At 67.5% G+C, this 14,951-nt stretch carries 11 protein-coding genes; 8 read left to right on the plus strand and 3 right to left on the minus strand.

Annotation, left to right across the window (positions count from 1 at the left end; genetic code table 11):
• The first annotated feature begins 3 nt into the window (after positions 1-3).
• From EDC64_RS02400 to EDC64_RS02425, 6 genes are all read left to right on the plus strand, one after another.
• Positions 4-1,677 (plus strand): methyl-accepting chemotaxis protein, encoded by a 1,674-nt coding sequence (locus tag EDC64_RS02400; RefSeq protein ID WP_132029469.1) that lies wholly within the window; start codon positions 4-6, stop codon positions 1,675-1,677.
• Positions 1,678-1,904: 227 nt separating this feature from the next.
• Entirely contained in the window at positions 1,905-4,601 is a 2,697-nt protein-coding gene (locus EDC64_RS02405) for a hybrid sensor histidine kinase/response regulator (RefSeq protein WP_132029471.1), read from the plus strand.
• Positions 4,598-5,074 (plus strand): chemotaxis protein CheW, encoded by a 477-nt coding sequence (locus tag EDC64_RS02410; RefSeq protein WP_132029473.1) that lies wholly within the window; start codon positions 4,598-4,600, stop codon positions 5,072-5,074. The genes EDC64_RS02405 and EDC64_RS02410 overlap by 4 nt, the downstream gene beginning before the upstream one ends.
• 70 nt (positions 5,075-5,144) lie before the next feature.
• Positions 5,145-5,525, plus strand: a complete 381-nt coding sequence (locus tag EDC64_RS02415) for a response regulator (RefSeq protein WP_132029475.1) — start codon at positions 5,145-5,147, stop codon at positions 5,523-5,525.
• Positions 5,522-6,697 carry a protein-glutamate methylesterase/protein-glutamine glutaminase gene (locus tag EDC64_RS02420; RefSeq protein ID WP_207915867.1) on the plus strand — a complete coding sequence of 392 codons (1,176 nt, stop codon included), beginning with the start codon at positions 5,522-5,524 and terminating at the stop codon, positions 6,695-6,697. Before EDC64_RS02415 ends, EDC64_RS02420 begins: the two co-directional genes overlap by 4 nt.
• Positions 6,694-7,527, plus strand: a complete 834-nt coding sequence (locus EDC64_RS02425) for a CheR family methyltransferase (protein WP_132029477.1) — start codon at positions 6,694-6,696, stop codon at positions 7,525-7,527. The genes EDC64_RS02420 and EDC64_RS02425 overlap by 4 nt, the downstream gene beginning before the upstream one ends.
• Before the next feature lie 16 nt (positions 7,528-7,543).
• Here EDC64_RS02425 and EDC64_RS02430 read toward each other — a convergent pair whose 3' ends face one another.
• From EDC64_RS02430 to EDC64_RS02440, 3 genes are all read right to left on the minus strand, one after another.
• The gene (locus EDC64_RS02430; RefSeq protein ID WP_132029479.1) at positions 7,544-9,115 is read right to left on the minus strand and encodes a response regulator; all 1,572 of its coding nucleotides are present in this window, start codon (positions 9,113-9,115) and stop codon (positions 7,544-7,546) included.
• A 190-nt stretch (positions 9,116-9,305) separates the two neighbouring features.
• On the minus strand, positions 9,306-10,934 hold the full coding sequence (locus EDC64_RS02435; RefSeq protein WP_132029481.1) for a GMC family oxidoreductase: 1,629 nt from the start codon (positions 10,932-10,934) through the stop codon (positions 9,306-9,308).
• A 102-nt stretch (positions 10,935-11,036) separates the two neighbouring features.
• On the minus strand, positions 11,037-11,711 hold the full coding sequence (locus EDC64_RS02440; protein WP_132029483.1) for a GntR family transcriptional regulator: 675 nt from the start codon (positions 11,709-11,711) through the stop codon (positions 11,037-11,039).
• Between the two features lie 322 nt (positions 11,712-12,033).
• Here EDC64_RS02440 and EDC64_RS02445 point away from each other — a divergent pair, with 322 nt between their 5' ends.
• Together EDC64_RS02445 and EDC64_RS02450 are read left to right on the plus strand one after the other, a co-directional pair.
• Positions 12,034-13,404 carry a malonyl-CoA decarboxylase gene (locus EDC64_RS02445; RefSeq protein ID WP_132029485.1) on the plus strand — a complete coding sequence of 457 codons (1,371 nt, stop codon included), beginning with the start codon at positions 12,034-12,036 and terminating at the stop codon, positions 13,402-13,404.
• Positions 13,401-14,927 (plus strand): malonate--CoA ligase, encoded by a 1,527-nt coding sequence (locus EDC64_RS02450; RefSeq protein WP_132029487.1) that lies wholly within the window; start codon positions 13,401-13,403, stop codon positions 14,925-14,927. Before EDC64_RS02445 ends, EDC64_RS02450 begins: the two co-directional genes overlap by 4 nt.
• Positions 14,928-14,951: the final 24 nt, after the last annotated feature.

Here is a 14,951-nt window from a genome sequence, read left to right on the forward strand (position 1 = left end):
ATCGTGAAGATCATCAACAAAATTTATGCCATCGTCGGCCTGCTCGGAATCTCGACCGTCACCGTGGCGGGAATTTCGCTGCACGCCCTCAACAAGCAGAGCGATCTGTCCGCCAGGCTCGATCAGACCTGGCAGCGCGCCTTCCTCTCGGAGGAATTGAACGGCCTCATCACGGCGACGGTGATGGAGTCCCGCGGCGTCTACATGTCGAAATCGCCCGAAGAGGTGAAGAAATTCGCCCCCGCCATCCTCAAGAATCTGAAGCTCATGGGGGAGACGGTCGAGAAGATCCGCGCGGTTACGCCGCCGGCGGACATCCCCGCCGTGAACGACCTCGCCGCGAACATCGTCAAGTTCCAGGAATTCCGCACCGAGACCGCGCGTCTCGGCACCGAGGTCAGCGCTGCCGCCGCGAACGTGCAGGGCAATAACGAGGGGAACCGGGCGAACCGCAAGGCGCTCCAGGCCTCCCTCGACGGCTATATTGAGAAAGTCCAGAACGAGCTGACCCCCCTGCGACAGGCTTTCGAGACGCTGTCGCGTCAGACCGCGACGCTGATCATGGGCGGCACGATCCTCGGCCTCGTTCTCTCCATCGGCATCGCGCTGTTCATCGGCGTGATGACGCTGAGTCGGCCCATCAAGAGGGTGTCGGACACGCTGAAGTCGGTGGCCGAGGGAAATCTCGACGTCGAGGTCGAAGCCAATCCCGCGCGCGACGAGGTCGGCGAACTCTGGACCAGCGCCGGCCGCCTCCTGGGCGAACTGAAGGACGCGGATCGCATGCGCACCGAACAGGCCGCGGCCGCCGAGCGCATGGAAGTTGAGAAGCGCGCGGCGATGCGCGACCTCGCGGAGCGCTTCGACAGCGAAGTCTCCGGCGTGGTGCGCACCGTCGCAGCCGCCGTGACCCAGCTCGAGGCGAGCGCGGCCACGATGAGTTCTTCGGCGGACGAGACCAGCCGTCAGTCGACCGTGGTCGCCGCCGCCGCCGAACAGGCGACCAGCAACGTGCAGATCGCCGCCTCGGCGGCGGAGGAACTGGCGGCTTCTGTTCGCGAGATCGGCCAACAGGTGTCGAGCGCCGCCAAGATCGCGGGGGAAGCGACCGACCAGGCGAACAACACCGCCGAAGTGGTGCGCGGTTTGTCCGGCAGCGCCCAGCGCATCGGCCAGGTCGTCAATCTCATCACCGACATCGCCGCCCAGACCAATCTGCTCGCCCTCAACGCGACGATCGAGGCGGCCCGGGCGGGCGATGCCGGCCGCGGCTTCGCAGTCGTCGCGATGGAAGTGAAGACGCTGGCCGAGCAGACCTCGAAAGCCACAGACGAAATCTCCTCGCAGATTGCTGCAGTCCAAGGCGCAACCAACGAGGTGGTGCGGGCGATCGAGGGCATTTCCGGCACCATCCGGCGGATCGATGAAATCTCGACCTCGATCGCCACCGCGATCGAGGAGCAGGGCGCCGCCACCGGTGAAATCGCCCAGAACGTTCATCAGGCCGCCCAGGGCACGCAAGAGGTGTCTTCCAGCATCACGACGGTGTCCACCGCCGCGGCGGATACCGGCCGGGTCTCCGGCGAGATCGTGCGCTCGGCGTCCGATCTCTCGCTTCAGGCTCGCAACCTGCGCGCCCAGGTCGACAGCTTCGTCGAGCGCGTGCGCGCCGCCTGATCACACTTCGGCCTTTGCGGCCGCAACGAACGAGGAGGCACGGACATCGCGCGGAACCGGCAGGACCCGCCCGAGCCCGAGTCTCCTCCAGGTTCCTGCGCCATCCGCCCTGACCGTGCGCCCGCCCTCCGGCGTACCTGGGAGGCGGGCCCGAGATGGCGCAGGAACCGCCCCCCAATTTAGTCGACGCCTTCCCTGGCCTTGCAGTCACACCGTTGGAGACGAACATGGATGATCTGCTGCGTGAATTTCTGACGGAGACGACCGAAAGCCTGGACGTGGCCGACGTCGAGCTCGTCAAGTTCGAACGGGACCCGAACAACCGCGAGATCCTGAACAATATCTTCCGCTTGGTTCACACCATTAAGGGCACCTGCGGTTTCATCGGCCTGACGCGCCTCGCGGCGCTCGCCCATGCCGCCGAGACCCTGATGGACAAGTTCCGCGACGGCATTCCCGTCACGCAGGAGGCGGTCAGCCTGGTCCTGGTGACGATCGACCGCGTGAAGCTGATCCTCGGCGACATCGAGGCCAGCGAGGGGCAGGAGCCGCAGGGCTCCGACGCCGACCTGATCGACCAATTGCTCGCCATGGCGACGCAGCCGGTGGCCGTCGAGGCGCCGATAGCCGCCCCGGCCGCAGACCCCGTGTCGCTCGTCCCCGCGCCGATCCGGACCGAAGCCGCGCCGACGGGCGGAAAGCTCATCCAGACCCTCGAGCGCGAGCTGCTGCCGGGCGAGGTCTCGCTCGACGAGCTCGAGCGCGTGTTCCGCGAGACACCCGTCGAGACGCCGCAGGCCAAAGTGCCGGCCGGACCTGCCGGAGCACCCGCCCCGGCGCGGCGCGGCGATGACGATGCGAGCCCGACCAGCTCGATCGCAGCCCAGTCCATCCGCGTCAATGTCGGCACCCTCGAACATCTGATGACGATGGTGTCGGAACTGGTCCTCACCCGGAACCAGCTCCTGGAAATCGCCCGCCGCAACGAGGACCATGATTACAAGGTCGCACTGCAGCGGCTCTCCAACGTGACCGGCGAGTTGCAGGACGCGATCATGCGGACCCGCATGCAGCCGATCGGCAATGCCTGGCAGAAGCTGCCGCGCATCGTGCGCGACCTCGCCCAGGAACTTGGTAAGCAGGTCGAATTGGAAATGCTCGGCAGCGAGACCGAGCTCGACCGTCAGGTCCTCGATCAGATCAAGGACCCGCTCACCCATATGGTGCGGAACTCGGCGGATCACGGGCTCGAAATGCCCGAGGATCGCCGTCGCGCCGGAAAGCCCGAAAAGGGCATGATCCGCCTGTCGGCCTATCACGAGGGCGGCTTCGTCATCGTCAAGATCTCCGACGACGGCAAGGGCCTCGACATTGCCCGCATCAAGGCGAAGGCTCTGGAAAACGGGCTCGCCGACGAGGCCGAGCTGGCGAAGATGTCGGAAACCCAGCTCTTCCGCTTCATCTTTCATCCCGGCTTCTCCACCGCGGCGAAGGTGACCAGCGTCTCCGGACGCGGGGTCGGCATGGATGTGGTCCGCAGCAATATCGAAGCGATCGGCGGGACGGTGGACGTCCAGTCGCGCGCCGGCTCGGGCTCGACCTTCGTCATCAAGATCCCGCTCACGCTCGCCATCATGCCCGCCCTCATCGTCGAGGTCTCCGGCGAGCGCTGCGCGGTGCCGCAGAATGCGGTTCTGGAATTGGTGCGGATCCAGCCCAATTCCGAGCATGCGGTGCGCCGCCTGAAGGATGCCCCGGTGCTGTGCCTGCGCAACCGCCTGCTGCCGATCGTCCATCTGGGGCGCGTCCTCGGCCTCGTGCCCGAACAGTCCGAGGACACCTTCGACACCGGCCTGATCGCGGTGATGCAGGTCGGCAATGAGAGTTTCGGCATCGTCGTGGACAGCGTCTCCCACACCGAGGAGATCGTGGTGAAGCCGATGGCGTCCGTCCTGCGGCAGGTGACCCTGGTCTCCGGAAGCACGATCCTCGGCGACGGGCACGTCATCATGATCGTGGATCCGAACGGCCTCGCCCAGCACGTCGCGGCGCGGTCCGAAAGCCTCGCCGGCCAAGCCGCAGAGAACGGCCAGGCCAACGCTGAGGCGGAGGACGCTCCGGTTTCTCTGCTGCTGTTCCGCGCCGGCTCGCAGGAGATCAAGGCGGTTCCGCTCTCCCTCGTCACCCGGCTCGAAGAACTGGACCGCACCCGTATCGAGCAGGTCGACGGCCGGGCCGTCATCCAATATCGCGGCCGCCTCATTCCCGTGGTGCGGGCCGACGGGGATACCGGCTACGAGAAGACCGGCGTCCAGCCCATGCTGGTGTTCTCGGACGACAGCCGCGTCATGGGGCTCGCGGTGGACGAGATCGTCGACATCGTGGAAAGCCGCCTCGATCTCGAACTCGCCTCCGCTTCGGCCCACGCGCTGGGCGGCGCCATCATCGACGGGCGGGCGACGGAGATCCTGGACGTCAGCCACTTCCTCCATCTCGCCTTCGTCGACGAGCCGGAGACCGACCGCAATGCGGCGGGTGGCCGGCGGCATCTGCTCCTGGTCGATGACAGCGCGTTCTTCCGCGAGTTGATCCAACCCGTCCTGCGCGGACGCGGCTATGCCGTCACCGCCTGCGGATCGGCTCGCGAGGCACTCGAGCGCCTCGCCTCCGACCGGCGCTACGACGCCATCGTCAGCGATGTCGAGATGCCGGACATGGACGGCTTCCGGTTCGCCGAAGCGGTGCGTGGCGATCTTGGAATGACGCGGGTGCCGATCATCGCCCTTGCGACCGCCAACCCCGGGCTGGCGATCCAGCGCGGCCGCGCCGCGGGCTTCACCGATTGCGTGGCGAAGTTCGACCGGCCCGGTCTGATTTCCGCCCTTCAGGAATTCGCATGCGCAGCCGAGGGAGAAGCAGCATGAGCACGCGTTCGAACGAGGCGCAGGACCGCGCGCCCCAGACCATTCAGTACGTCACCGTCCGCATCGGCGGGCAATTGTTCGGCGTCCCGATCGAGATCGTCCACGAGGTCTTCACCCCGGACCGCATCACCCGCGTGCCGCTGGCACCGAGCGAGATCGAAGGCGTCCTGAACCTGCGCGGTCGCATCGTCACCATGGTGAACATGCGACGCCTGCTCGGGCTCTCCGGCGCGGCCGACGCGGTGACGGCGGTCGGCATCGAGCGGTCGGGAGAGGCGTTCGGCCTCATCATCGACGAGGTGGGCGAGGTTCTGGTGCTCGAAACCGGGCACCGCGAGCCGAACCCGTCCAACCTCGACCCGCGCTGGACCGAACTCGTGACCGGCGTGCACCGCCTGACCGACGAGCTGATGCTGGTTTTGGACGTCGAACGCGCTCTCGGGCGCCTCGCCACACGTCGCATCGCCGCCTGAGCGCAGGGAGGGAGAGCCGGCGGGTCGATGGACCCGGCCGGCGGCCGCCCCCGGAACCGGAGTGATTTTGATGAAGACCTGCCTGATTGTTGACGATTCCCGCGTCGTGCGCATGGTCGCCCGGCGCTTCTTTGAAGGGTGGGGGTTCGACACCCGCGAGGCGGCCGACGGCGCCGAAGCGCTCGATGCCTGCGCGATCGCCATGCCGGACGTGATCCTGCTCGACTGGAACATGCCGCGCATGACCGGCATCGAAGTGCTGCGCCAATTGCGCAGCTGGCCGCGCGGCACGACACCCAAGGTGATCTTCTGCACCACGCAGACCGATCCGGCCCATATCGCCGCAGCGATCAAAGCCGGAGCGGACGAATACATCATGAAGCCGTTCGACGCCGAGATCTTGGAGCGCAAGCTTGTCGAGGTGGGTCTGATCGCGACGGTGGACGCATGAACCGCGCCCCTCTCCCCTCCGATCCGCCGGAGGCTGCGCCACCGATCCGGGTGATGGTGGTTGACGATTCGGTGATGGTCCGCGGCCTCGTCGTGCGATGGCTCACCGATGCGGGCAGCGACCTGCAGGTGGTCGCGTCCCACGCCAACGGCCGCCTCGCGACCGACGACGTCCAGAAGACGCAGCCCGACGTCGTCGTGCTCGATCTTGAAATGCCCGGCATGGACGGCCTCACCGCTCTGCCTTTGTTCCTGGAGCGGCGGCCCGGCGTCGCGGTCCTCGTCGCCTCCGCGCTGACGCGGCGGGGCGCCGAGGTAAGCCTGAAAGCGCTCACCCTGGGCGCCGCGGATTATCTGCCGAAGCCCGATGCGTCGCAGGGGCCGGCCGCCGCCGAAGCCTTCAAGCGCGAGCTTGTCACCAAGGTGCGCAGCCTCGGCGCACGCCGCCGCAATCGCGGCAGCATGCCTCGACCGCCAATCGGACAGGTGGCCCCGGCGCCGGTCGCGGAGCGCGCGGTGGCGGCACAGCCGGCCCCGGCGATCCGCAAGGTCCGCCCGGACGAGAAGCTGCGCCCCTATTCCATGACGCCGCCCACCATCCTCGCCATCGGGTCCTCGACCGGAGGGCCTCAGGCGCTGACCCGGGTGTTCACAGATATCGGTCCGGCGATCGGCAACGTCCCGGTGGTGATCGTCCAGCACATGCCGGCGACCTTCACGGCGATCCTCGCCGAGCACATGGCGCGCGCCTCGGGGCGTCCGGCCCGCGAGGGGACCGATGGCGAACCGCTGCTTCCGGGCCACATCTACGTTGCGCCGGGCGGCTTCCACATGCTGGTCGCCCGATCCGGCAAGGAGGTCGTGCTCCGCATCAATGACGGCCCCCCGGAGAACTTCTGCAAGCCGGCCGTGGACCCGCTGTTCCGCAGCGTCTCGGAGGTGTTCGGCGCGGGAACCCTCGCCGCCGTCCTGACCGGCATGGGCTCGGACGGGGCCATAGGCGCCCGTCTCATCAGCGCGGCCGGCGGCAGCGTGATCGCACAGGACGAAGAGTCCAGCGTGGTCTGGGGCATGCCCGGCGCCGTGGTGGCTGCCGGGGCCTGCGCCGACATCCTGCCGATCGGCGATATCGGCAGAAAGATCACTCGCATATTGACGGGAGGACGGGCGTGATCGCGGCGAACGACTACGATTTTCTGCGCACTTATCTGAAGTCGCGCTCCGGCCTCGTCCTCTCGGACGACAAGCAATATCTGCTGGAAAGCCGGCTCGAGCCGGTGATGCGACGCTTCGGCATCGAAGATTTCAGCCGCCTCGCCCGCGCCTTGCGCGAGACGGGAACGCCCGGCCTCGCCAATGCCGTGGTCGAGGCGATGACCACCAACGAATCGCTGTTCTTCCGGGACCGCAAGCCGTTCGACTTGTTGACCTCGCACATCCTCCCGGCCCTGGTGCGTAACCGCCGGGTGCCGACCCCGATCCGCATCTGGTGCGCCGCAGCCTCGACCGGCCAGGAGCCGTATTCGATCGCCATGACCCTGCGCGAGAACCCGCATCTTCTGGCCGGACGGACCGTTGAGATCATCGGCACGGATCTCTCCGCCGAAGTCCTGGAACGCGCACAGGCGGGGATCTACAATCAGTTCGAGGTTCAGCGCGGGCTGCCGATCCAGATGCTGCTGAAATATTTCACCAAATCCGGCGAAAACTGGCAGATCGCGCCAGAGCTTCGCACCATGGTGAAGTTCCGCAAGCTGAATTTGCTCGAACCGTTTGGAATGCTCGGCACATTCGACATCGTCTTCTGCCGCAACGTGCTGATCTATTTCGATCTGCCGACCAAGGAGGCGGTCCTGGGGCGGATCGCGAAGAGCATGGCGAGCGACGGATATCTGCTCCTCGGCGGAGCGGAGACCGTCATGGGCATCACCGACGCGTTCGCGGCGGGTACCCATCCCGGCTTTTACGTCCCGAGGGTGGCGCGGGTCGAGGCTCTGGCCTGATCGGCGCGGCCAGATCTCACGCTTCGCGGGTGCGGGGCGCGGCGAGCCGTTTCAATTGCAGCTCCTGCGCCCGTCGCTCGATAAACTGGCCAACCTGCCCGCCGATCGTGGCGAAGAGGTCGATCAAGTCCGGGGCCGGCGTCCGAAGGCTGGGTCCGAAGAAGCCGATTATGCCGACGACACGACCTCCGACGAGCGCCGGAAGGGCCAAGGCGGCCTGGAGGCCGGCGCCCGCCGCCGTCAATCCGCGCAGGAAGCCGGGATCCGCGCGGACATCGGGGATCCAGACGGGCGCGCTGCGGTCCCATGCGCGGCCCGGCATGCCGACGCCCCGCAGGAAGGCGGCGGCGCGCGTCGCCGAGAGGAAAGCTCCGGCGGTCTCGGACGCCGGGTGCCAAAGCCCCACAAGGCGCAGTGGCGCGTCATCCGCCACCACCTCCCACAGCTCGCCGCAGGTAAAGCCCGCTTTCTGGCAGATCACCTTCAGCACATCCGGCGCCGCATCTTCGATATGCGAGGTCGCTGCCAGGACGTGGGCGATGGCATATTGTAGTTCGGCACGCCACTGGCTTTCGCTGCGTCGCGCGATCTCCTCCTCGAGCCGCCGGGTGCGCTCGGACACTTCGCTGAGCAGACAATCATTCTCGAAGGTCCGGGCGAGATAGGCGGCGAAGATGCCGAGCAGCCGCTCGTCCTCCTCCGAAAACGCCTCGCCCCCGACCTTGCTGGTGGCACACACCCAGCCGAGCTGCCGGGTCGGCGAGCGGACCGGCACCACAAGCATCCCGCCCACCGGCGGATAGGCCCAAGGCAACCCCATCTGGTCGGCGTCCGCCACCGGTCCTGCGCGGCGCATCGGACCTGTCGCCGAAAGCGGTGCAGGCTGTGGCGCGCTGCTCATCAAGCCGGCCTCGACAGCCTGTGCGGCCTCGTCGGAGAGTCCGCTCACGGCGATGTGGCAGCCGGGATCCGCGCCGTGCGACCAGAGCGCGACGATGGCGTGCCGCGCGGCCACCAGATCCCGCGTCCACCGGCAGAAGGTCTGGACCAGGGAGTCGGGCTCGCGCTCCGCGGCGATCTGGAGGCTCATCTCGATCAACGCCATCAACCGGCTCGACATGCGCTCCAGTTCGCCGGTGGTTTCGGCTAGCTTGTCGGAAACCACCCGCATCTGTTGCTCATCGAGCGCGGCTGGGCTCATCTCCTCCACCTTCAAGGCCCCTTCGGCGAGCACGGACTCGACCGTGCTCAGCATCTTCTCCGGCTCGGCGGGCTTGGTCAGAACATGGCGCACCCCGCAGGAGCGGGCGAGGCTCATGGCTTCGGGCGCGTTGAAATGCGCGGTGTAGAAGATGACGGGAACCCGCGCGAGACCGGGCTCACGGCGCAGGTTGCGCACCAATTCGTAGCCGTCGCCGGAGGGCATGAGGATGTCGGAGATGATCAAATCCGGCGGCACCTCGCGCGCGGCTTCAAGCGCGGCGCTGCCGTCGGCGGCTTCGGTCAGACGATGCCCGCCATGCTTCAACAGCGAGACGAGAACCTCGCGGTTCACCGCGTGATCGTCCACGATCAATATTGTCGCCACAACCCTGCTCCGCTGAGGACGCCAGCTCGGCCACCCGACCTGGCCTCCGGGTCCTGCCCCTCTCTGATGCGGCGCCCGATCGCATCGCGCGCGGATGCTGCGTCCCCGGGCGGGGACAATGGGTGCGCGGATCCTAGTCAAACCGGACGCAATCGCAAGCGGTTGGATCCGGAGGCCGTTGCCGGCTCCGTCAGCGGGGATTGTCCTCCAAGATCATCCCGGCGCCCTTCTCCCCGATCATCACGGAAGGGGAATTGGTATTGCCGGAGGTGATGGCCGGCATGATCGACGCATCCGCGACGCGCAGGCCAGCAATGCCGATCACCCGCAACCGCGCGTCGACCACCGCGAGCGGATCGTCCGGACGTCCCATGCGGGCCGTGCCGACCGGATGGAAGATGGTGGTGCCGATCTCGCCGGCGGCCAGTGCCAACGCACGCTCGTCGTCGTTCGGCACCGCCGGCCCCGGCAGCATCTCCTGAGGGGCATAGGGCGCGAGCGCCGGGCGCGACACGATCCGCCGCGCAGTGCGGATCGCAGCCGCGGCGACCCGGCGGTCCTCCTCGTCCGACAGATAGTTCGGACTGATGCGCGGGGCGGCGGCGGGATCCGCACTTCGGAGACGGAGCGTCCCACGCGAAGCCGGGCGCAGATTGCACACGCTCATGGTGAAGGCGGGAAAGCGGTGCAGCGGGTCGCCGAACTTGTCGAGCGAGAGCGGCTGGACGTGGAATTGCAGGTCGGCACGATCCCGGTCGGGCCCGGAGCGGGTGAAGATTCCGAGCTGCGACGGCGCCATGGTCAAGGGCCCCTTGCGGAAGAAGGCGTATTCGAGCCCCATGCCGGCGCGACCGAGGAGCGAATGGTACCGTTCGTTCAAGGTGCCGATGCCGCTGACCTTGTAGATCATCCGCAATTGGAGATGGTCCTGGAGATTGGCCCCGACGCCCGGACGGTCGAGCGCGACATCGATTCCCATCTCGGCGAGGTGCGCGCCCGGCCCGATCCCCGACAGCATCAAAAGCTGGGGCGAGCCGATCGAACCGGCCGACAGAACCACTTCCCGGCGCGCCGTGAGGGTGCGCGGCCCGCTCGCAGTGCGCAGCGCGACGCCGACCGCGCGCCGATCCTTCAGGACCACCTTTTCGACGTGCCCGGCGGTAATCAGATCGAGATTGCGCCGGTGCAGCACCGGCTTGAGGAAACCGCGCGCGGCGCTCCAGCGCAGGCCGCGCTTCTGGTTCACGTGGAAATAGCAACTGCCTTCATTGTCGCCGGTGTTGAAATCGTCGATCGCCGGGATGCCATCCTCCGCCGCGGCACGCCGCACCGCGTCGAGCAGCGGCCAGGTCACGCGGGGAAACTCGACATGCCATTCGCCGCCCCGCTTGTGAAAGGCGTTTGGGCCGAGGAAATGGTCCTCGTGCTTCATGAACACGGGCAGGACGTCGTCCCAGGACCAGCCTTCGAGACCAAGCTGGCGCCAATGGTCGTAATCGGCCGCCTGCCCGCGCATATAGATCATGGCATTGATCGCCGAGGAGCCGCCAATCGCCTTGCCACGCGGATAGGACAGGCTGCGGCCGTTGAGGCCGGGCTCCGGCTCGGTCTTGAAGCACCAATCGGCGCGGGGATTGCCGATGGCGAACAGATAGCCCACCGGGATGTGAAACCAGATCCAGTCGTCCTTGCCGCCCGCTTCGACCAAAGCGACGCGAACGCTCGGATCGGCCGAGAGCCGATTGGCGAGGACGCAGCCGGCGGATCCCGCCCCGACCACGATATAGTCGTAGGCGTCCTGCGACGCGGCATCTGACATTCTGGCGTTCCTCCCTCGTCCCCGGCGCGACTTTGGCCGTCCGGCGCGGCGGCATCAAGGGGCGCCGCTCGGCCGGCCCAAAGCCGAGGCCGGCGGCGCGGGTCACCCCGCCTCGGCGTCGGCGTCCGTCTCGGCCTGCAATGCGCCGAGGAGCGACATGAAGCGCTCGCCCTGGACCAGGACATGAGCGCGCAAATGCTCCGCCGCCGCCGCGCCGTCCCCGGCCAGAAGAGCGGCCAGGATCGCCTCGTGCTCGGCGAAGGAGGCCTCCATGCGGCGCGGGACGCGGAGCTGGAGACGTCGATAGGGCTGGAGACGCACCTGCAGCCGGCGCGCCTCTTCAGCCAGAACCCGGTTCGCGGTGGCGGCGTAGATCGCCTGATGGAACACTGCATTGGCGGGGTAATAGCGGGCGGCGTCCGCGTCCGCGACCGCCGCGGCACAGGCGGCGTGTGCCGCGGCAAGCGCCGCGCGGTCCTCCGGAGTCGCCCGGCGCGCCGCGAGCCGGCCGCACGCAGCCTCGATCTCGGCCATCAGCTCGAAGGATTCGATCAGAGCGCGCGGCCCCAGAAGCACGACAAAGGCCCCGCGGCGTGGCCGGATCTCGACCAGGCCGGAGGCGGCGAGCTGGATCAGCGCCTCGCGGATCGGCGTCCGCGAGACCTCGAAACGCGCCGCGAGGCTCACCTCGTCGAGCCGCTGCCCGGGCCGCAAATGGCCCGCTACGATGTCCTCTTCGAGCGCCTCCCGGAGGCGCGGCGTCGATTCTCCGCGCATGGATCTCTCCCTTTCGGGCAGCCTAGCACGAATAAAAATGCGCGAGGGGAGATCTTGCATACATGATCTTGACTTTCACGGCCTTCCGCCGCTTGATTGACGCCATGAAGATGCGCCCTTCGCCTATTCCCGGGTCTGTCAGCCATTGTCCGGCGCGCCCGCATCCGATCGGGCGCCCCCGGCTTCGGGCTTGCTGCGGCGCGAACATGGCGGTTCAGCCTTCAACACTCTTTTCTTCGCTGCCGCGCCGCAGCATTGTCCTACGCGATCGGATCGGACCTTCCTCGCCGGACGGGCGCAGGACCCTTACGGAGCGGCGGGCATGACTTCCAATTCCAGCTTCTTCGGCGATCTCCTCGGGACCATTGCCGAACGCGGGCGGGCGCTGCTCGACCGCGGCAGCCGCATCAATGGCGCGACCAAGGCCGCGACGCTGGCGGACCGGTGCGAGGACTTGCTGTCGGGCCGCGGCGAAGCCTCCGGCGTGGCGCTCGCAACCGACATTCTCGGCCGCTACGCACGGATGAAGACCGGCGAGCGCATCGCCTTTTTCGAGCTTCTGCACGAATCGTTCGGCCCCGATCTGGCGCGTCTGGAGCGGGCGATCGCGGCGTATGCCGCCGAGCCCACGGATGCCGCCGTGACCGAACTTCACGCCGCAAGCGAGCCACGCCGGCAGGAATTGTTCCGGCGCTTCAACCTCGCCGCGGGCGCCACGCTGAGCCTCGTGCGCATGCGCGAGGATCTCATGGACGCGATGGGGCGCCGCCGCGATCTGGCCCCAGTAGACCGCGATTTCGGCCACCTCTTCTCGTCCTGGTTCAATCGCGGCTTCCTGGTTCTGCGCCGCATCGACTGGTCGACCCCAGCCAATGTTCTCGAGAAGATCATCCGCTACGAGGCGGTGCACGAGATCAAGGATTGGAACGACCTGCGGGCCCGGGTCGATTCCCCCGACCGGCGCTGCTACGCCTTCTTCCATCCGGCGCTGGTGGACGAGCCGCTGATCTTCGTCGAGGTGGCGCTGGTGAAGGAGCCGTCGAGCGCCATCGCGCCGATCCTCGACCAATCGCGCACCCTGATCGATCCCGGCACCGCCACGACCGCCGTGTTCTATTCGATCTCCAATTGCCAGCGTGGCCTCGCCGGCGTGTCGTTCGGCCATTTCCTGATCAAGCAGGTGGTCGAGGAGATTTCGCGGGAGATTCCTTCGCTCTCGACCTTTGTCACGCTCTCGCCGGTTCCGACTTTCCGGGCCTGGCTGGACGCCGAGCGCGCGAACGAGTCCTCGGCGCTCCTCAACACGGCCGATCGCGAACGCCTGAATCTGCTCGACAGCCCGGACTGGGCCGAGCGGGTGGAGGCGCGCACGGAGCTGACGCCGCTGATCTGCGCCCTGGCGGCGCATTTCTTCCTGGTCGCGAAATCGGCGAAGGGCCGCCCGCTCGACCCGGTCGCCCGCTTCCATCTCGGCAACGGGGCGCGGCTCGAACGCATCAATGCGATGGGCGACCTCTCGCCCAAGGGCCTCGCCCAGGCGGCCGGCCTGATGGTGAATTACCGCTACGTCCTTTCCGACATCGAAAAGAACCACGAGGCCTTCGCCGGCAAGGGTGAAATCGTCGCGAGCCCGGCCGTGCGCAAACTGCTGCGCAGCGAACCGGCATCGCGCGCACTGGTATCGACACAATGACTGAGACCAACCATCTGTTCGCGGCGTTCCGCGCCGCAATCCCCACCCTCGACAAGCCCCTCGTGATCAATCCGGAGGGCGGACAAGAAACCTATGGCGACGCCCTCGCTTTGTCGGGCCGGCTCGCAAATCTGATGATTGCGCGCGGCGTGAAGCCGGGCGACCGGGTGGCGGTGCAGGTCGAAAAGTCCTGGCCGGCCTTGGCGCTCTATCTCGCGGCGGTACGTGCCGGCGCGGTCTATCTCCCGCTCAACACGGCTTATACCCTCGCCGAACTCGGCTATTTCCTGTCGGATGCGGAACCCGCCCTGGTGGTCTGCCGGCCGGAGACGGAGGCCGATATCCGCGCGCTCGCGGCCTCACTCGGCACCGCCTGTGTCGAGACCCTCGGCGCCGACGGCACGGGCTCCCTGACCGACGCCGCGGCCGGCCTTTCCGCCGACTTCGCCGACGTCCCGCGCGGGCCGGACGATCTCGGCGGCATCCTCTACACCTCGGGCACGACCGGGCGCGCCAAGGGGGCGATGCTGAGCCACGGCAACCTGCTGTCGAACTCGCAGACCCTGCGCGACTATTGGCGCTTCACCGCCGACGACGTGCTGATCCACGCGCTGCCGATCTTCCACACCCACGGCCTGTTCGTCGCCAGCAACATCATCCTGCTTGCGGGCGCGAGCATGATTTTCTGCCCGCGCTTCGACGCCCGCGAGACCCTCGCTCTGATGCCGCGCGCGACCTGCCTCATGGGCGTGCCGACCTTCTATACCCGGCTCCTCGACCAGCCCGGCCTGACCCGCGAAGCGACCGCGCACATGCGCCTGTTCGTCTCCGGCTCGGCGCCGCTTCTCGCGGACACCCACCGCGCCTTCCAGGAGCGCACCGGCCAGGCCATTCTCGAACGCTACGGCATGACCGAGACCGGCATGAACACGTCGAACCCCTATAACGGGGACCGCCGTGCCGGGACGGTCGGATACCCACTGCCCGGCATCGACGTGCGCGTCACCGATCCGGAAAGCGGCACGGTTCTCGGCCCCGAGGCGATCGGCATGATCGAGGTGCGCGGCCCGAACGTGTTCAAGGGCTATTGGCGCCTGCCGGAAAAGACCGCCGCCGAGTTCCACGACGGCTATTTCATCACCGGCGACCTCGGCAAGATCGACGATCGCGGCTATGTGCAGATCGTCGGGCGCGGCAAGGACCTCGTCATCACCGGCGGCTTCAACGTCTATCCCAAGGAAGTGGAAGGCGAGATCGATGCGCTCCCCGGCGTGGTGGAGAGCGCCGTCATCGGCGTGCCGCACCCCGATTTCGGCGAGGGGGTGACCGCGGTGGTGGTCCGCACTCCGGGCGCGACGCTCAGCGAAAGCGACATACACGAGACGCTGGAGAAGCGGCTCGCGCGCTTCAAATTGCCCAAGCGCGTGCTGTTCGTCGACGAATTGCCCCGCAACACAATGGGCAAGGTGCAGAAGAACGTGCTGCGCGAAACCTATAAAGACTTGTACCGTACCGCTGCGTAACAGGCGCCGGAGCAACCGGCGCCC

The sequence above is a fragment of the Aquabacter spiritensis genome (assembly GCF_004346185.1).
GTDB classification, from domain to species: domain Bacteria; phylum Pseudomonadota; class Alphaproteobacteria; order Rhizobiales; family Xanthobacteraceae; genus Aquabacter; species Aquabacter spiritensis.